This is a genomic window from Nonomuraea sp. NPDC050680 (assembly GCF_040654555.1).
Taxonomy (GTDB): Bacteria; Actinomycetota; Actinomycetes; order Streptosporangiales; family Streptosporangiaceae; genus Nonomuraea.
Genome location: NZ_JBFAIF010000011.1, coordinates 246,538 through 265,083, shown reverse-complemented (window position 1 = coordinate 265,083; position 18,546 = coordinate 246,538). Strand labels below are relative to the sequence as shown.

12 protein-coding genes are annotated in these 18,546 nt (G+C 70.6%); 4 read left to right on the top strand and 8 right to left on the bottom strand.

The window, feature by feature from the left end; translation table 11 throughout:
* Position 1: 1 nt before the first annotated feature.
* From AB0H88_RS32160 to AB0H88_RS32145, 4 genes are all read right to left on the bottom strand, one after another.
* Complete coding sequence (locus AB0H88_RS32160; RefSeq protein ID WP_357651058.1) at positions 2-1,414, bottom strand: WXG100 family type VII secretion target; 1,413 nt, start codon at positions 1,412-1,414, stop codon at positions 2-4.
* The gene (locus tag AB0H88_RS32155) at positions 1,414-1,815 is read right to left on the bottom strand and encodes a hypothetical protein (RefSeq protein WP_357651056.1); all 402 of its coding nucleotides are present in this window, start codon (positions 1,813-1,815) and stop codon (positions 1,414-1,416) included. Before AB0H88_RS32155 ends, AB0H88_RS32160 begins: the two co-directional genes overlap by 1 nt.
* A gap of 81 nt (positions 1,816-1,896) precedes the next feature.
* Positions 1,897-2,211 (bottom strand): WXG100 family type VII secretion target, encoded by a 315-nt coding sequence (locus AB0H88_RS32150; protein ID WP_357651054.1) that lies wholly within the window; start codon positions 2,209-2,211, stop codon positions 1,897-1,899.
* A 33-nt stretch (positions 2,212-2,244) separates the two neighbouring features.
* Positions 2,245-2,595: a WXG100 family type VII secretion target gene (locus AB0H88_RS32145; protein WP_357651052.1), complete on the bottom strand. Its 351-nt coding sequence runs from the start codon at positions 2,593-2,595 to the stop codon at positions 2,245-2,247.
* Positions 2,596-2,908: 313 nt separating this feature from the next.
* Here AB0H88_RS32145 and AB0H88_RS32140 point away from each other — a divergent pair, with 313 nt between their 5' ends.
* Both AB0H88_RS32140 and AB0H88_RS32135 read left to right on the top strand, forming a co-directional pair.
* Entirely contained in the window at positions 2,909-4,360 is a 1,452-nt protein-coding gene (locus AB0H88_RS32140) for a hypothetical protein (protein WP_357651050.1), read from the top strand.
* A gap of 13 nt (positions 4,361-4,373) precedes the next feature.
* Positions 4,374-5,111: a hypothetical protein gene (locus AB0H88_RS32135; RefSeq protein ID WP_357651048.1), complete on the top strand. Its 738-nt coding sequence runs from the start codon at positions 4,374-4,376 to the stop codon at positions 5,109-5,111.
* A gap of 7 nt (positions 5,112-5,118) precedes the next feature.
* Here the strand turns inward: AB0H88_RS32135 and AB0H88_RS32130 are convergent, their stop codons facing one another.
* Together AB0H88_RS32130 and eccD are read right to left on the bottom strand one after the other, a co-directional pair.
* The gene (locus AB0H88_RS32130; RefSeq protein ID WP_357651046.1) at positions 5,119-5,562 is read right to left on the bottom strand and encodes a YbaB/EbfC family nucleoid-associated protein; all 444 of its coding nucleotides are present in this window, start codon (positions 5,560-5,562) and stop codon (positions 5,119-5,121) included.
* Positions 5,563-5,606: 44 nt separating this feature from the next.
* Positions 5,607-7,124, bottom strand: coding sequence for a type VII secretion integral membrane protein EccD (eccD, locus tag AB0H88_RS32125; RefSeq protein WP_357651044.1), 1,518 nt, complete (start codon positions 7,122-7,124; stop codon positions 5,607-5,609).
* Between the two features lie 97 nt (positions 7,125-7,221).
* On the opposite strand from eccD, the gene eccCa reads away from it, so the two are divergent.
* Together eccCa and AB0H88_RS32115 are read left to right on the top strand one after the other, a co-directional pair.
* Positions 7,222-11,199: a type VII secretion protein EccCa gene (gene eccCa, locus AB0H88_RS32120; RefSeq protein WP_357651042.1), complete on the top strand. Its 3,978-nt coding sequence runs from the start codon at positions 7,222-7,224 to the stop codon at positions 11,197-11,199.
* Positions 11,200-11,209: 10 nt separating this feature from the next.
* On the top strand, positions 11,210-13,567 hold the full coding sequence (locus AB0H88_RS32115) for a WD40 repeat domain-containing protein (protein WP_357651040.1): 2,358 nt from the start codon (positions 11,210-11,212) through the stop codon (positions 13,565-13,567).
* A gap of 55 nt (positions 13,568-13,622) precedes the next feature.
* Here the strand turns inward: AB0H88_RS32115 and AB0H88_RS32110 are convergent, their stop codons facing one another.
* Both AB0H88_RS32110 and AB0H88_RS32105 read right to left on the bottom strand, forming a co-directional pair.
* Positions 13,623-18,182: a hypothetical protein gene (locus AB0H88_RS32110; RefSeq protein WP_357651038.1), complete on the bottom strand. Its 4,560-nt coding sequence runs from the start codon at positions 18,180-18,182 to the stop codon at positions 13,623-13,625.
* A gap of 26 nt (positions 18,183-18,208) precedes the next feature.
* Complete coding sequence (locus AB0H88_RS32105) at positions 18,209-18,511, bottom strand: hypothetical protein (RefSeq protein WP_357651036.1); 303 nt, start codon at positions 18,509-18,511, stop codon at positions 18,209-18,211.
* Between the last annotated feature and the right edge of the window lie 35 nt (positions 18,512-18,546).

Below are 18,546 nucleotides of genomic sequence, written 5' to 3'. Positions count from 1 at the left end.
GTCAGCAGATGACCGGGTCGGTCACGTCGTGCGCTGAGTTCCAGTCGTCCTTGTCCGCGGGGAGCCAGGTCATCCGCTCGAAGTCGCCCTGGTCCTGGCCCCCGCCGGCGCCGGACATCGGCATGAACGGCATGCCGGACATGCCGTTCGCCGAGGTCCGCATGCCCGCCGCGAGCCCTTGGCCCGGGGCGCCCATGGCGCCGTTCGGCGAGCCGAGCACCGAGGGGACGCTGGGCGTGCCGGTGGGTGACAGGACACCCACCGGGTTGGGGGCGATGGTGCTCACCGGATTGCCGGTCGGGGTGATGCCGGTCGGGGTGATGACCGGCGTGGTCGGCGAGTAGGACGACACTTCCGTGCCGTTCGGGTCCAGGCCGCCCTTGGGGTTGTCGCTGCTGGTCTTGTCGTCCTGGCCGAGCACCGGCGGGACCGTCTGGTCCTGTTTGCCGGAGTCGCCGGTCTGCGAGGGATCCTGGCTGCCGGTGCCGTCGCCCGGCGTGGTGCCGCTCTGGTCTCCGGTGCCGTTGCCGTTCTGGTCGCCACCGTTCTGGTCGCTGCCGTTCTGGCCGTTACCGTCCTGGCCGTTGCCGGTGTCCGAGCCAGGCTTGCCGCCCGAGTCGGAGCCGTTCTGGTCACCGGAGCCCGGGCCGCCCGTGCTGCCGCCTCGCGAGCCGTCGGAGCCCGTACCACCGCTGCCTGTGGAGCCCGTGTCTCCGGAAGAACCGCTGTAGCCGTCCGGCGACCCGTTCCCGCCGTTCCCGTTCCCGCCGGCGTTGATGCCTTTGCCGGTCGGGTATCCGGGGTCGCGGTAAGAGCCCGTACCGCCCGTACCGCCCGGAATCGTGACGGCGGGCAGCTCATAGGACACGTCGTGCGGGACCTGCAGAGTGTAGAGATCAACGATCTTCTTGTTGAGCTCCTGCATCGCCTGCTGGGCTTCGCGGTCCGCGGCGGCCTTCGCGGCCTTCGCGTTGGCGGCTTCGTCCACCATGATCTCGGAGCTGGGGACGTCGCCTTGGGAGCTCTTGTTCGCCGAGATGCCCTCGACCTTCGCGATCGTCTCGGGAAGGTAGCCCGCGTACTGGCGCAGGGCGGAGCCCATCATCTCCAGCTTGGTGGACAGCTCGCCGCCGGAGGCGTGCAGCATCTGCAGCGCGTGGCGCGCCTTGCCGGCGTCGGGGCCCTTCCACACAGTGAGGATCTTGCCCGCGTGCTCTTCCAGCGCGTTGACGGCCGACTCGATCGCGCTCGACGCCTTCTCGTAGGCGAACCCGGCATCCTCGATCTGGGTGGGCTGGGTGTTGTTCAGCATCGTCAGGATCTCGTCCTTGGATGCGTCTACCGTCCCGCCCTCTGGCATCTTGTCGAACGACAGGATGACGACGACCTGCCTGCCGCCCTTGCCCTCGGCCATCAGCCCTTGCCCTCATTGGCCTTGTCACCGGCGCCATGGTTGGCGGCGCTCGCCTCGACGGCAGCGCACACGTCCTTGTAGGCGTCGACGAATTCCTTATAAACCTGCGCGAACTTCTTGCCGCCGCTGTTGGCGCCGACAGTCTGGCTGAAGGCGCTGGCATCGTGCCACGTACCGATCTGCGCCTCGGACAGCTGGCAGTGGTCCAGGATGCCGTTCACGGAGCCGTTGGTGTAGCCCTCCGCCGAGCCGGGTCCCGTCATACCGCCGAGGTACGACTTGAGCTCTTCGGCGATCGCCCGCATCTGGGTGGGGGAATGCTCCCGCCCCGGTCCCGAGTCGAACAGATCAGGATCGATGTACAGAGGGTCTTGCCCCTCCATTGCGTCCTTCTGGGTCATCCCCATCCCCCCACAGAAAAAGGAACCCGGCCGGCGCTTATAGGCACCGGCCGAGGGAGGCACGATCGCCGCAACGGACTTCTAGTCGGTCCAGATGCTGATGTTGCGCCGCTCAGCGTTCTCGTAGTTGCCCTTGGCGATGCTGACGGCCTTGGCCGCTTCGAACAGCTGCTTGCCCATCTCCACCTCGAGGGCGTCCCACTGGGCCTTCTTGCCGTCGAAGAACGTCTTCGCCTCACCCTCCCAGTCGGTGCCGAGGGTGGTCTTGACGTCGTTGTAGAGATCGTCCGTCACCCGGTCCAGCTCGGTGACGATCGACTTCAGCTGCTCGTACGCCGCTTCCATGTTGGGGAAGTGGGCGTAGGTGTAGTCCTCTGGGGTGAACGTGTCGGCCATGAGTGTCTCCGTCCTACTTACGTACTGGGGGGCTTAGCTCGACGCGTTGATCAGCGAGTCGATACGACCGCCGGCGCCCGCGGAGTTGAGTCCGCTGGAGACGTCCATGTTCTGCTGCGCGGCGGTGGAGTACACGCCGGCACCCATGTTCAGCTTGTCGTAGATGCTCTCGAGGATCTTGATGACTTGCTGGAAGTCGACATCCCAAGCGTCGAGCGCCTTGCCGAACTGCTGAGAGGCGCCGCCCTTCCAGCCCGCGGCCATCAGGTCGCCCTTGATGGTCTGCACCCGCTGGCGCATGCCCTCGATGTACTGGGCGGTGGTCTCACACTGGCCTGCGGCCTTGATGAGCTTCGTGGGCGCGGTACCCATAAGTGTTGCCATTGGACCTCCAGGTCAACAAGGTCTGGTTCTGTACGGCGGCGCCGTAGGTACGGTCAACCCGGGTACCCCCGCAAACAACATCAAATGGCATGCTAGCCCCCATCTGCCCCAGAAATAACAGATACTTAACATAACGGCTAGATCACCGTTAGGCGACTTTTAGGTAAACGCGCAGGTAGGCGGCCTGGCGATTTCTGACTTCGGCTACTGGCCTGGGGTCGCGGCTCGTCGTAAAGCTCACAACCTGTACGGCTCAGCCGCCTCACGGCTACGCTTTTGTCGCTTCTGTGTTGATTGCTGGGAGGGCGACAGGGTGGCCGAATTCGGGAGCATGGGGCGGCCGAGCATCGACAGCCTGCTCAATTGGAGCTCTTCCTCACCGCAGGACGGGCCGGGTGAGATCCAGGTGGGCACCGCGCTCCCCGGCTCGGTCGACGGCGCGACGACCGTCCTGACCGCGGGTGGCGGTGGCGGTGACTCTCCGCGGGCGGATCAGGCGGGTCCCGTCCACGATCCGTCGATCCCGCCCGACCAGGCAGGACCCGCCAACGACCAGATCCCGCCGGATCAGGTGGGGCCGGCCGACGGCCAGGGGGATCCGACGGTGGCCGAGATCCAGTCCGACCAGCTGAGCTTCGGGCCCGAGTCGGTGGGCGACGTGGCCGACGGCGAGCCCGGCTCGGTCGATCCGCAGGCCGCCGACGGAGACCCGGCGTGGGAGCCCTCGGACGCCGACGCGAGCGGCGACCCGGACAACCCCGACGCCTCGGACGACGCGACCGAGGACCCGGACGCCCCGCAGAGCCAGGACGACACCGGGAACCCGGACAATCCCAGCGACCAGGACGGCACTGACACCGGCGACCAGTCGAACACCGGTGACCAGGGCGACACCTCGGACCCGCAGCAGACCGACCCCGGCACCTCCGACGGCCAGCAGGACCCCTCCGGCTCCGAGACCGACCCCCAAGGCCAGACGGACCCGAACGGCCAGCAAGACCCCGCGGACCCGCAGACCGACCCGAACGGCCAGACCGACCCGAGCCAAACCGACCCGAGCCAGACCGATCCCGGCCAGACCGACCCCAGCCAGCCCGGCGGCCAGGACGACACGACCGTCCCCGAGACTCCCTCGACGGACCCGCCGGCCGATGGCGGCCCCGAAGACTCGAGCTCCAGCCTCCCGGAAACGCCCACCCCCGAAACGCCGAGCACCGACCTGCCGGCTGCCCCGACCCCGGAAACTCCCTCCGCTGAGACCCCCGGCACCGGAGGCGGCGACACGCCGTCCATCCCCTCCGGAGGCGGCGGTGGCGGAGGCGGCCAGGACCAGGGCGACGGCAAGACAGATGGCAAGGGGGGCAAGGGGGGCAAGGGGGGCAAGACAGGCGGCAAGGACACCGGCGGCACCGCGAAGGACGACAAACTCGCCGGAAGCGGGGTTAGCGGCGGCTGGCGCAAGGCCCGCCCCGAGGTCATGGAGAAGCTCGGCAAGAAGATCGGACCGAGTAAAGACGGCAACGGCGACACCCCGGGCGACCACATGGGCGCCGCGGAGAACACCGCCCGGAACATCGACATCGGTTTCCCGGGGTTCGGCCTGATGGGCGCGATGGCGTTCACCCCCGCGTACCACTCGGCCCGCTCGTCGGCCGCCGATTATCTCAAGAGCGCCAAGAACCAACTGGGCGCCTGGGACGAGCAGCTCCAGCAGGGAGCCGGCATCGTCCGTCAGGCCAACGACAAGAGCACCGCGAAGAATTGATCTCAGGGGCGACATGGATTTCTACTCGAACGGGACGACCTACTACTCCGTGGCGATGGGTCTGTGCCTCTATGGCGCGGTCCTGCCATCCAATCCCGCACTCAAAACGATGTGCAAGTTCGCCGGGACGATGATCGGCACGATGTACTCCAGCCCCAGCGACATCCGCGAAGCGGCCAGGAACACCCGCGGCATGACCACGACGGTCAACAACGCGGCGGCGTCCATCGACTCGGCCCTGGACACCATCGACCATGACGACTGGGAGAAGATGGCGCGGCCGGACGTCGACAGCGCGGTGAAGAAGTTCACCGCCGAGGCCAAGAAGAGCTCGCCATCCTACGAAGGGCTCGCGGGAGCGCTCGACCAGCTCGCCAAGCATTCCTTCCAGATGTCCGTGGCCGGCTTGTCCGTAGCCACAGTCCTGGTCGCCCTCTCCCATGCCAGCGCCGCGGGTAAGCTCTTCCCTCCCACCACCGTGGCGACGGAGCTCGCCACCAGCCTCTCTGGCGGGGCGGCGCTCGCCACACTGAGGTCAATCGCGGGCAGCGGCCTGCAGGTCTACCTGGCAGCTGCGGGCGTCGCCGGAGCGGCGGCCATGTACCTGAGCCAGAGCGCCTCGCAGAACATGAACAAGGCCGTCACGCCCACCGACCCCAAGTCGACGCCGGCGTTCGAGCAGGTCTACATCCCCAACCTGCCGAGGATCGGCAAGGACGGCCAGCCCCTCGGGATGAAGAAGGACGCCTAGACGACGCTCAGAGGTCCAGGCGGCGGCGGATGCGGTCGAGCTCGCCCATGACGTCCTCGAACGTCCGGTTGTAGGCGGACTCGGCCTCCTTGATCTTGTTCAGGGCGGCGTCGGGGTCCTCGACGTACTTCATCGGGTTGTCCTCGTCGCCGAACGCCTGGCCCATGGCCTCGGTGACCTGGTGCTGCAGGTCCGCGGTCGCGGCCTGGAGCTGCTCCTTGATGAGCTCGGCGAGCTCGCCCGAGCTCAGCCGCATCGCCTTGGGATGCAGCTGGAGCTCGCGCAGCCCCTCGCTGCCGTACGCGATCGTGACCAGGCCGTCGTCGTCCTGGGCCCGCCCGACGAGGTCGGTCATGTTCTTCTGGAGCTCTTCGATGCGGGCGAACTGCTCGTCCGCGCCCTTGAGAAGCTTCTCGATGTCGATGTTCGCGAAGTCCCCAAACTCCTGCATCTTCACTCCACTCTCACAACATTGTTAAATCGCGCAGCAACCTATCACCCGGACAAACCGCGCACCCAGGAATAGACCTCGAGAACGCCCAGCGCGAGCGGGAAGAGCTCGACGATCAGGATGACGTCCACGATGTCCGCCGCGCGGCCCCAGAACGGCGACGGCTTGCCCGTGGGCAGCCAGAGGCCGATGCCGACGGCGGTCAGTGCCAGCCACAACATGACGATCGCCACGGCCACGGCGCCGATGACGCCGGATTTCGGGCCGAGGGTCAGCGCGAGCAGGCCGAAGGCGGTCAGACCGACGGTGATCAGCCACAGCCGCTGGCGTACCCCGCGGAAGACCCGGGCCCGCATCATCAGCGTCAACCCGAGCGTCCCGGTCATGAGGGAGGCGATCCAGCCGCCGTACGTGGCCAGCAGCACCTCGGAGACCAGCGCCACCAGCCCGATCGCGATGATCATGCCGGTGGCGTAGCGCTGGGCGATGACGGTCCGCTCCTGGATGGCCGCGCTGTTCAGGCGCTGGTTGTCGGCCCGCAGTTCCTCGGCGGTGGTGGGCATGGCCGGGAGCGGCACCTTGGCCAGGCGGAACGACAGCGTGGGGACCAGCGGGCTCAACGCCAGCAGGATCGACACCGTCACCGCGGCCACTCCCGCGGGTGACGGTCCCCACACCATGACCACGGCCGCGCCTATCGCCCCGAAGGTCGTGGCGATGGCCGTACCGAGGAATCCCGGCACGCCGTCGGAGATCAGCGCGCCCGCGATGGTGGCCACCAGTGCGGTGCAGGCCAGCGCGGCCAGCAGGTGGGGAGCACCGATACCGGCCAGGGTGCCGCGGCTGGCCGGCGCGAACAGGCCCGCGATGAAGCCGTACGGCAGCGCCCCGTGCCCGATCAGGGCACCCGCCAGGGAGTCGCCCACCGCTCTCGACAGGGCCGCGCCGGTGGCCACGACCACCAGCGCCATCAGCCCGGCCACGACCGTGACGACCAGCGCGGGCGCTCCGGACAGCGCCAGGGCGAGCGCGCCCAGGACCAGCAGGCCGAGCGCGCCGCTCGCGCCCATCATCCGGGTGTGCTTGGTCTCCCAGGTGCCCGAGGAGTTCTTGACTCCGGTCGCGACCACGTCGGCCACGTCGTCGTACAGCGCGGGCGGCAGGATCGCCTCGCGCGGCCTCAGGTAGAGCACCTCGCCGTCGAGTATGCCCAGCGCGCCGAGGCTCTGGCCCAGGTCGAGCGGGGAGCCGCCGAGCCGCTGCAGCGTCCAGCCGGGCGCGGCGGCGGACTCGCCGCCCAGCTCGTCCAGGGCGCGCAGCAGGCCGGGCAGCACGTGCGGCAGCGGGATGTCGGCGGGCAGCGCCAGGTCGGCCTTGCGCCGCGGTCCCACGATCGTCACGTGGCACAGCGCGGGCAGCGGCACATGCACCTGGGCGAGCGAGCTCACCTGCATGGGTCCCTGCGGATGCGGGGGTCCCTGCAGGTGCGGCGGGCCTGGCAGGCGCGGGGGACCCTGCGGATACGGCCCCTGAACGGCCGGTCCGTGGACCATCGATCCCATGGCTGGACTCCGTCCCACAAGCATCATGGACAAGAGAGAACATATCGGGTCGCTTCTGGTAAGAAGGTCAGCAACCGATACGGAGGACCATCCCACGGTGAGCATTGTCGTTGTCCGGCGACCCGAACGCCGTCCCAGCCCCAAGCCGCCGCGCGGGGAGATCCTGCTCGAATCGCCCCCTGAGATCCCCGAGGTCCAGGGGCAGGGCTTCATGCTGGTGCTCACGTACCTGCCCATGGTGGCGGGCGCCGCGGCGATGGCCCTGATGTTCACCGCGGGCGGCAACTCCAACCCGATCATGTACGTGGCGAGCGGTATGTTCGCGGTCTCCATGCTCGGCATGACGCTGGGACAGATGGGCCGCCAGTCGGGCGAGCGCAAGCACAAGCTCAACGGGGCCCGCCGCGACTACTTCCGCTACCTGTCGCAGGTGCGCAAGAAGGTCAGGCGGGCCGCCAAGCAGCAGCGCGAGGCGCTGGAGTGGAGCGGCCCCGAGCCCGACGCGCTCTGGTGGATCGCGATGGGCCCCCGCCTGTGGGAACGCCGGCCGCGCGACGACGACTTCAGCACGGTACGGCTCGGCACCGGCGTACAGAAGCTGGCCATCCAGCTCATCCCGCCGGACTCCAAGCCGGTGGAGGACCTCGACGCGCTGTCGGCCGGCGCGCTGCGCAGGTTCGTCAGGGCGCACGCGACGGTGTCGGAGCTGCCCGTGGCGGTGGCGCTGGGCTCGTTCGCGCGCATCAAGCTCAGCGGCGACCCGGCGGCCATGCGGGAGCTGGTGCGGGCCATGATCGGCCAGATGGCGGTGTTCCACTCGCCGGACGACCTGCGGATCATGGTGTGCGCCGGCCAGGAGTGGATGGGCCACTGGGACTGGGTCAAGTGGCTGCCCCACGCGCTGCACCCCGACGAGGTCGACGCCGCCGGACCGGTACGGCTGATGGCCGAGAACATGAGCGAGCTGGACCGCCTGGTGGGCGCCGAGCTCAAGGAGCGGGCCAGGTTCCGGCCCGGCTCGCCCGCGGACGCCCTGCCGTACCACGTGCTCATCGTCGACGGCGGGCACGTGCCCCACGACTCGCAGCTCGGCACGGACGCCATCCAGGGCGTCACGGTGATCGACCTGTCCGGGGCCACGGGGCCGGTGGAGGAGAAGGCCATGCTGCGGCTGGAGATCCAGCCCGACGGCTTCCACATGATCAAGCTGGACCACGCCGGCAAGGAGCAGAAGACCCGGCTCGGCAACCCCGACAAGCTCGACTACCTGCGGGCGGAGGGGCTGGCCAGACAGCTCGCGCCGCTGCGCGCCTCGGCCACCAGCGGCGGCGAGGTCGAGGACGTGCTGGCGGTCAACACCACGCTGACCGACCTGCTCGGCATCGGCGACCCCACGCGGCTGGACCCGGCGCTGACCTGGCGGCCACGGGCGGGTCGTAACCGGCTGCGGGTGCCCATCGGCCTGGGCGCCGACGGCCGGATGGTCGAGCTGGACATCAAGGAGTCGGCGCAGGGCGGCATGGGCCCGCACGGCCTGGTCATCGGCGCCACCGGCTCCGGCAAGAGCGAGCTGCTGCGCACGCTGGTGCTCGGCCTGGCCGTCACCCACTCGTCGGAGATACTCAACTTCGTCCTGGTCGACTTCAAGGGCGGCGCCACCTTCCTCGGGCTCGACACGCTCACCCACGTCTCCGCGGTCATCACCAACCTGGAGGACGAGCTTCCGCTGGTCGACCGCATGTACGACGCGCTGCACGGTGAGATGGTGCGCCGTCAGGAGCTGCTGCGCTCGGCCGGCAACTACGCCTCGCTGCGGGACTACGAGCGGGCCCGCGAGCAGGGCGCCGCGCTCGCGCCGATGCCGACGCTCTTCGTCGTGCTGGACGAGTTCAGCGAGCTGCTGTCGGCCAAGCCGGAGTTCATCGAGCTGTTCGTGATGATCGGGCGGCTCGGCCGCTCGCTCGGCGTGCACCTGCTGCTGGCCTCCCAGCGGCTGGAGGAGGGCCGGCTGCGCGGCCTGGACACGCACCTGTCCTACCGGATCGGCCTGCGGACGTTCTCGGCCATGGAGAGCCGCGTCGTGCTCGGCGTGGCCGACGCCTACGAGCTGCCGTCCGCGCCGGGCAACGGCTTCCTCAAGTTCGACACGACCGGCATGACCCGGTTCAAGGCCGCGTACGTCTCCGGCCCCCACCAGAGCGACCCCCGTGGCACGGCGGCCGAGGGCGATGACACGACGATCCGCCAGGTCGTCGAGTACGGCCCCGGCTACGCGCCGCTCCCGGTCGTGGAGGAGCCGGCCAAGGAGGTCGCCAAGCCGGAGGAGGAGCGGGGGCCGCGGAGCAGCCTGCTGGACATCGTCGTCCAGCGTCTGGCCGGTCAGGGCCCCGCCGCGCACCGGATCTGGCTGCCGCCGCTCGGCGAGCCGCCGACACTCGCGCACCTGCTGCCGCCGCTGTCCGTGACTCCGGAGCTGGGCCTGTCCACGCCCGGCTGGGACGGCAGGGGTCGCCTCGCGGGGGTCGTGGGCATCATCGACAAGCCGTTCGAGCAGCGTCGCGACCCGTACTGGCTGGACCTGTCGGGCGCGGCCGGCCACGTCGGCGTCGCGGGCGGCACGCAGAGCGGCAAGAGCAACGTGCTGCGCACGCTGGTGACCAGCATGGCGCTCACGCACACGCCGCGCGAGGTGCAGTTCTACTGCCTGGACTTCGGCGGTGGCGCGCTGGCCGCCCTGGACGGCCTGCCGCACGTCGGCGGCGTGGCCACCCGCATGGACGCGGACCGGGTACGCCGGACCGTCGCGGAGATCGCCGCCATCCTCCAGCAGCGCGAGCGCGACTTCGCCGCGAGCGGCATCGACTCGATCGCCACCTACCGCCGTCTCGTGGCCGCCGGAGAGTACGAGGGCGACGGCTGGGGGGACATCTTCCTGCTGATCGACGGCTGGCTGACCATCCGCCAGGAGTTCGAGGCCCTGGAAGGGGTCATCACCGACATGGCGGCCCGAGGGCTCGGCTACGGCATCCACATCGTCGCCTCCACCAACAAGTGGTCGGAGTTCCGCGCGGGGATCAGGGACCTGTTCGGCACCCGGCTGGAGTTCAAGCTCGGTGACGCCTACGAGTCGGAGGTCAGCCGCAAGGCGGCGCTGGCCGTACCGGAAGGTGTGCCCGGACGCGGGCTGACCAAGGAGGGCATGCACTTCCTGTCCGCGCTGCCGCGCATCGACGGGGTGCGTGGCGCCGACGACCTCTCCGCCGGTGTGCGGTCGCTGGTGGAGGTCGTACGGGCCTCCTGGCAGGGTCCCGCCGCCCGCCCCGTGCGGCTGCTGCCGTCGCTGCTGCCCGCCGCGGCGCTGCCCGAACCCGCACTCACCGGGCCGAACCGGATCGCCATCGGCATCGACGAGGCCGCCCTGGCGCCGGTCGCGATCGACTTCGACGTGGACCCGCACTTCGTCGTGTTCGGCGACACCGAGTGCGGCAAGTCGAACGTGCTCAAGCTCATCATGGAGGGCCTGGTCGCCAGGAAGACGCCCAAGGAATGCATGATGATCGTGCTCGACTACCGGCGCGCCCTGCTCGACACCGCGGTCACCGAGCACCGCATCGGATACGCGGCCTCCAGCACCGCGGCGGCCGAGCTGATCCAGGACGCCCGCACCGCGCTGCTCAAGCGGCTGCCCCCGGCGGACCTCACGCCGGAGCAGCTCAGGGAGCGCAGCTGGTGGCAGGGCTCCGACCTGTACATCATCGTGGACGACTACGACCTCGTCGCCACCTCGAACAACCCGCTGGCGCCCCTGGCCGAGCTGCTGCCGCAGGCCCGCGACATCGGGCTGCACCTGATCATCTCCCGCCAGATGGGTGGCGCGAGCCGGTCCATGTTCGACCCGGCCGTCCAGCGGCTCAAGGAGATGGCCAGTCCGGCGCTGATCATGTCGGGCAACAAGGACGAGGGCGCGCTGTTCGGCAACGTACGGCCGCAGCCGCTCCCGCAGGGCCGCGGCTTCTACGTGGACCGGAGGTCGGGCGCGCGCCTGATCCAGACGGCCTTCCTGGACACGCCGTAGGTTGTCACCCGTGTCACATGTGCGCTACCGGCTGACCGGAACGTCCTTCCCCGGCACGGTGGACCTGACGGTCCGGGCCGACGGGCGGGCCCGGCTGGAGCACGCGCGAGCAGGCGGGGTCCGGGCCTGGACCGCCGAGCTGGACCCGGCCGTGTGGCCGTGGCTCCTGGACGCCCTGCGCTCGGCGCGCTTCCCTGACGTGGCGGCGCCCACGCCGCTGCCGGGCTCCGCACTGCGAGAGGTGACCGTGGTCACCACCGAGGTCGCGGGGTCCGCCGAAGGCGCCGAGAACGGTGATCGCGGTCCGGATGGTGACAGCGGTCCGGACGGTGGCAGCGGTCCGGATGGTGAGGGCGGTCCGGACGGTGGGCCGGCCGGGTCGTTGCTGTTCGGGTGGCGTGATGGCGGCGAGCTGGGGCTGGAGCCGGTCCTGCGGATACTCGACGCGCTGGTGTACCAGGTCGGCGATGGTGCCGTCAGGGAGACGGCGAACGAGTTGCCGCGGCTGGCCCACCGCTCCGCCCCGGACCGCGCGCTGCCGCCGCCGGATCCCGGCTCGCCGGCCGCCGCCGCTTTCGGGACCGTGGGCGGGCAACCGGCGTACGCGCTGTCCCGCCCCGGGCGCACTTTCAGCCTGTACGGCCTGCCGTACGGCGAGGACCTGGGCGCCGCCACCGTCACCGACGCGCCCACCCGGGCGGTCGCGCTCGGCACGGCCGGTGGCCGGGAGATCGTCGCCACCGGCGGCGACGACCTGGTCATCAGGGTCTGGGACACCGGCACCGGGCAGCAGCTCCACGCCACGACCGGCCACGGCGGCCCGGTCCTGGCACTGACCGCCTCCGGTGGGCTGATCTACACAGGCGGCGCCGACGGCGTGTTGCGCGTCTGGGACGCCGCGGGGTCGCTGGGCGAGCTGGCGGACCGGCACGAGAGCTCGATCAACGCGGTGTGCGTCGATGGCACGCTGCTGGTCACCGGCTCCGACGACGGGGCTGTGCGGCTCACCGACCTGTCAGACGGCCGCACCCTGCACTCGCTGCCCGGCCACACGGGCTGGGTGAACGCGGTCGCCGCCGCCGGCGGGCTCGTCGCGTCGGCGGGCTCCGACCGGTTGATCCGGCTCTGGGACGCGGGCACCGGGCAGGAGCTGCGCGTACTGGAGGGACACGAGGCGAGCGTGACCGGGCTGGCCTTCCTCAGCGTGGCGGGGCGCCCGGCGCTGGCATCCTGCGCGCTGGACGGCCGGGTCACCGTCCATGCCCCGCACACCGGAACGCTCCTGGCCACCTGGCACTCAGGCCGATGGACCGCCGCCATCACCACCGCACCGAAGCCACCGGCGCACACGGAACCCACCGCACCCGAGGGACCGGCCACCACCGCCACGCCGGAAGAGCGGGCCACCACCGGAGCCGGTGTCGTGTCGGAGTGGCTGGTGACCGCCGGTGATGGGGTCCGTGTCTGGGCGGCCGATGGCACTCCGGCGCGGGAGCTCACCGGCGCCGTCGCGGACGCGGTCGCCACCGATGGGGCGCTTGTGGCCGCCGGCTCCCCTGACGGCACGCCGTGGTTCTGGCGGCTGGCCGACGGCGGTTTCCTGCCCGAGACGTCCGCAGCCGCCGTCTCCGGGGACGGCGGCATCACGGCTCTGGCCTTCGACGGCGGCAGCCTGGTCTGCGGCACCGACAGTGGCACCGTCCGCGTACATCATCCGGTGGACGGCGTGATCGCGGTGCCGACGCCGCACACCGGTCAGGTGCTCGCGCTCGCCCTCGACGGCGACCTGCTGGTCTCGGGCGGCATGGACGGGACGGTCAGGACCTGGGAAGCGGTCTCGGGCCGGCCGCTGCGCCGCCTGACCGGCCATACGGCAGGCGTCACGTGCCTGACCACGGGCCGGGTCGGCGGCCGGGTCGTGATCGCGTCGAGCGGGTACGACCGAGTGGTCAGGACCTGGGACGCGACGACAGGCCGGCCGCTGTCGGTGGTGCACGGGCACCCGCTGCCGGTGTACGCGCTGGCGTTCGGCACGGTCGGCGGCCGGGCCGTACTCGCCGCCGGCAGCTATGACGGGCTGGTGCCGGTGCGCGACGCCGAGACGGGCGAGGACGTCGTCGTGCTCGAAGGCAACCCGGGCACGGTCCGGTGCCTGCGCTTCATCGGTCCCGAGGGTCTCGACGGCTCCGACCGTCCCGATGTGCTGGCCGTGGGCTGCGACGACGGCACCGTACGACTGTGGCGCCTGCCGGACGGCGAGCGGGTCGGCGAGACCCGGCTGGGTGACGTCCCACTCGCCCTGTCCAGCGATCTGTACGCGGTCACCCACAACGGGCTGAGCCGCCTGACGCCCCCACAATCGCAGTGACCCAGAACGGGCCGAACCGCCCCACGCCCAGTTCGGTCGAGGCGGCCTCGGCCGTCTACGGTGGGCCGAGCACGTCGTCCACGCCCAGCTGATCAAGGACCTTGAGCGCCAGCTCGACATATGACGCCTCATAGTGGAAGTCGAACGGCCTACTGCCAGGTGCCTCGTCGAGGTGTCCGATCGTCACACCGCGGTGTTCTGAAGGCACGAACTCCACCCGGACGAGCAGCACCGAGCCGTCCGGCAGCACGTACCTGCCGTCGACGAACCGGCTGAGAGCCGCCCGCACGCGCCTGCCGAAGTAGCCCATGTCCGCCCGCGACATGTCGGAACGGTAGGCGAACTTGACGGTGTACTCGGTAATGCGCCGTACCACTCCGCCGCTTGGTTCGAGGGTCAGGTCGCGACGCTCGATGGCCGCGACCCCCGGGTCACGTGCCCCCATGTTCACCGGCTGGACCTGCCTGCGCGCGGCCACCAGATCGGCCGGTTGGAAGGCGTGCGGTTTCCCCCCGTGCGGCGTGGCCCCCCAGTCGGTGATCGCCTCGCCCACCCTTCGCGCGTCCCCTGTCGGCCGCTCGCGCGCGGCTACGGCGTCCGGCTGGGGAACCGGTTCGGTCGAGGCGGCCTCGGCCGTCCGCGGTGGGCCGAGCACGTCGTCCACGCCCAGCTGATCGAGGACCTTGAGCGCCAGCTCGACGTGTGGCGCCTCGTAGGGGAAGTCGAACGGCCTACTGCCAGGTGCCTCGTCGCGATGTCCGATCGTCACACCGCGGTGTTCCGCAGGTACGAACTCCACCCGGACGAGCAGCACCGAGCCGTCCGGCAGCACGTATCTGCCGTTGACGAACCGGTCGAGACCTGCCCGCACGCGCGTGCCAAGGTGGCCCAGCGGCGACGTATCGGAACGGTAGGCGAACCTGACGGTGTACTCCGTGACGGGCCGCATCGCTCCGTCACGTGCCTCGACGGTCATGTCGCGACGCTCGATGGCCGCGACCCGTGGGTCACGTGCCCCCATGTTCACCGGCTGGGTCCGCTTGCGCGCGGCCACCAGATGGTCCGGTTGGAAGGTGTGCGGTTTCCCCCCGTGCGGCCTGGCCCCCCAGTCGGTGACCGCCTCGCCCACCCTTCGCGCGTCCCACGCCAGCCCCTTGTTGTGCGAGCCCGCATGCGGGGACTCCCCAGGAGCCTTGGGCGGCCCGGCTGGCTGCCCGGATCCCTGGTCGCCGTGCACCTGCTCCACGAGCCGGGCGAACTGGTCGCCGCCGAACGCGCCGTCCTGCCACTCCCCCGCCTGCTTGCTCCGCAGCTCGGTGGTGACGCGAGCGTGGTCGACCGACCCCTCGGCCAGAACGGGCGAGCGCTCCGCCGCGCGGCTGAACAAGGTGGCGGCGCGGCGGACGCCGGCCTCACTGGGTGGCTCGCCGAAGAACTCTCCGGCCGCCCTGTGCAGGACCTGAGGTCCCGTCTCACCCGGCTCCGGCCGCCCGCCAGCAGAAGTGAACCACTCCCGCAACCTCGACAGGCCCTCGATCATCCTCGCGTTGGCAGGACCGCCCAGCACCGCCTCGCTCCGCGCCCTGACCCAGGCTCCGTCGAGCGGCCCCAGCTCCGGCCTCCAGCCAAGGTGCGTCACCAGACCGGACAAGCGGTACAGATCTCGGATCGTCATGGCATCGGGGACGGCACCGTAGAGCGTGTGGCCGACGTCCCAGAGCGCGCGGACGTAGTCGAGATGGCGCTGGGCGACGCGGTCTCCGAACAGGGCGTGGGCACGGTCCAGCAACCGCACGTGGTCGATCAGGTCGCCGCTCCGGTGCGGGAAGTCGACGAGCAGGTCCCGCACGTGGTCGGGCAGACGCAGTTGGTCGGGCGTGTAGGCGGCCCGCGTCCACTCCTCGGCCGGCTGCCGGAAGCCGGCCTCCCCCTCGACGAACCGATGCGAGGCGGGCACCAGGTCGTGGAGGTGCACCATGTGGTGGTCGAGCGGCGCGACCAGCGGCGGGACCTCATGTCCCGCGTGGTCAAGCAGCACGAAGTTGTCCACTCCCACGCGGAGCGCGTCGCCCATCACATTGTCGCCCGGCTCCATGCCCCGGTCGGTGAGCGTTCTGCGGCCAGGCGCCTCGTAGTCGAGGTACTCGTCGGCCAGCCCGAGATGATGCCCCACCTCGTGCGCATGCACGTGCGCGTCGGTGTCCGCGTACCAGGTCAGCATGTCGGAGCGGCCACCGGCGGCGCGGAAGGTCACCACGTCGCGATCGCCGGGCCGCGCGTTGTGCACCTCCTGGCACTCCAGCCGGATGTGCAGCTGGCTGCCGTCGCTGAGCCGGTGCTGGTGGTTGTAGTACAGGTCCACACCGTCGAGCGCGTTGGACTTGAGCTGCATCACCTGGTCAGGGGTCATGCCGTCCGCGACCACGTACTTGATCTTGATGGTGAACTCGGTCACCCGCCGGACCTCGTCGCCGACGATCGCGAAGCGGCGCGCCTCCACGCGCGCGCTGGCATCGAGCGCCGGATGCTGCGGGTTACGGCTCTCGACCACCCATGGGGTCGCCTGCCGCCTGAGGTGGGCCCACTCGCTCGACCTGAGCGCCTGCCCCGGGTCGATGACGTTGGTCAGCACACCCCGGAGCCGCGCCATGACGGACTGGTCGTGAACCGGCAGGAGCGGAGTGCGGTAGTCGGGGTCGAACTCGAAACTACGTGCCGGGCGTGCCCGTATGCCGTCGCCCGTGTCGCTGGTCGACGAGTGCGGAGCGGGGTCCGGTGAGCGAGGCGGCGTCGCTCCCTCGAACGTCCGAGTCCGCTCCCCGAACGTCGGGCCCGCCGCCCGCGGCTCCACGATCACGGACCCGGGAGGCGCGTCCAGCACCGAGACCGTGCCGCTGGCGTTCTTCGCGATCTGCTCGAAGGCGAACCCGACGTCGTTGTACCAGTCGCTGTGCCCGAGCGCCCGGAACTCCGCCCGCAGCGCCTCGACGCGGGGCCGGAGCGCCTCGATGTCGGCCTTGCTGAGCGGGTTGGGCGCCCAGTCGGCCAGCTCGCCCTTGTCGCGGAAGAAGTGGCGGCTGAAGGGGCTGTTCGTGTCGGGTAACCGCCCGGTGAAGGCCTTGTCTCCGTCGTAGGCCTTGACTCTGCCGTCGGTGCCCTCCAGGAAGTCGTGCCGCAGGGAGAAGCGGTCGTGGTTGCCGGTCAGCGCGTCGAGCAGGCCGAGGAGGATCCCCTCGCGGGTGTTGTGCAGACGCGACAGATGCCACTTGCCATCGGGCTCGCGGTGGACCGGCACCTGCTTGCCGTCGACCCAGTCGATGAGCAGCCGTCGCTCGCCGACGATGTGGGTCGCGGCGACGTCGGCGCCGACCGCGCGGCCGAGCCGCGAGCTGAGATGGTCGCGGTCGCGCCGATCCGTCCCGGAGAACTCCTTGTCGACGGCGTGGCTGCCGTCGGCCAGCCTGACCTTCTCCACCTTCACCGTCTCGCCACCGGCGCCGGCCAGCCGTTCGCGCGCGACCACGCCGCGCCGGGCGCTCTCGCTGAACGTCGCGTGGTCCCTGAGCCGGACGGGTCCGGTCTCGCCCGGGCGCGCCCAGTTGATCAGCTGGTCGATGCTGCGCCGGAAGATGTTCCGCTCCTCCTGCGGGTGCGGCCGGGCGTGCTCACCGTCGGCCGGCGCACGAGGGTCACCGGCGTCGGCGAGCCTCGTCCGCCCGTTTCCCTCCGCGTCATCCGGCCCCGTGCCGTTCCGGGAGCCGGGGTCGCCCGGGTCGTCGAAGCGCGCGTGCTCGTCCAGCGGCCTGGGCCCGGGGTGGCCGCCGTCCGGGCTCCAGCTCGCCCAATGCGCGTCGGCGCCGCCCGCCACGCCCGACGACAGGCCCTTCAGCACCAGCAGCCAATCGACCGAGCCGTCACCGCTCCACAGCTCCGAGCCCAGCACGGCGCCCGCGTTCGCCACCCCTGACTGGCCCATCAGCATCCACAGCGACCGCGTGGGGAACGCCCACGCCAGCGCGGTCAGCAACCCGCCGGTCAGCGCTCCGGTGGCCGCCGACGAGCCCACCTGCCGCCAGTCCACCCCCTCCCGGCGCGACTGCGTCCCCTGGACCAGGAGATCCATCCCGCCGAGCAACCCGCCGAACAGCGCGATGTTGATCATCAGCCGGCGGGCGAACTGGCGCACCGTCCACCGCGCCGCCTGCGCGCGTACGCCGATCAGCCGCACCGTCAGGCCGCCCGCGGGCGACACCAGCGCCCACGTCAGCCACGCCAGCTGCACCACCAGCAGCAGTACGGCCAGCCGCATCATCCGCTTGGTGAACTGGACCTGCACGCCCAGTTCGTTGCACGCGAACGCCAGGTCCACCAGGGACTTCACCAGGGCCGCCTGGCGACCGCCCACCTCCCGGGACACCCTGCGGGTGAACGCCCGCAGTGCGGGCCCGTCCCACCCGTCGGCGTACAGCCGGATGCCTTCCCCGTCGGCCCCGGCGGCCACCCTCCGGGCCGCCTTCGCCAGCGCGTCGGCGAGCCGGAACAGACCGTCCTCATCGCCTTTGGGCCAGTCCGTTCCCAGTACCCAGCCCACCCACGGACGGACCCAAGCGGGCACGGGTACCCCATCGAGGACCACGAACGTCAGCCCCGAGTGTCGATCTCGGTTGCCTCGTATGTCTTGGCGTTGACGTGCATCCCGTCTCGGGTACCTTCCAGCTCGTCGATGTAGTCGTCGAAGTCCTTGAAGATGGCCTTCGTCCGGTTGGGGAAGCTCTTCTCGAACTCCGCGCCGTACTGGTCGTCACCCATAGGCCGGCCCTCGGCGGCGAACACCTGACGCAGTTCCTCACGCACCTCGCGCACGTGATCGGCCTCCTCCCGCGCCATTTCGGCCCCGCGCCGGATACCTGCCCAGCGCGCGGAGTAGCCCTCCAGCTGCCCCACCAGTTTCTCCTTCCTCAAGGACATCCTCGATAACT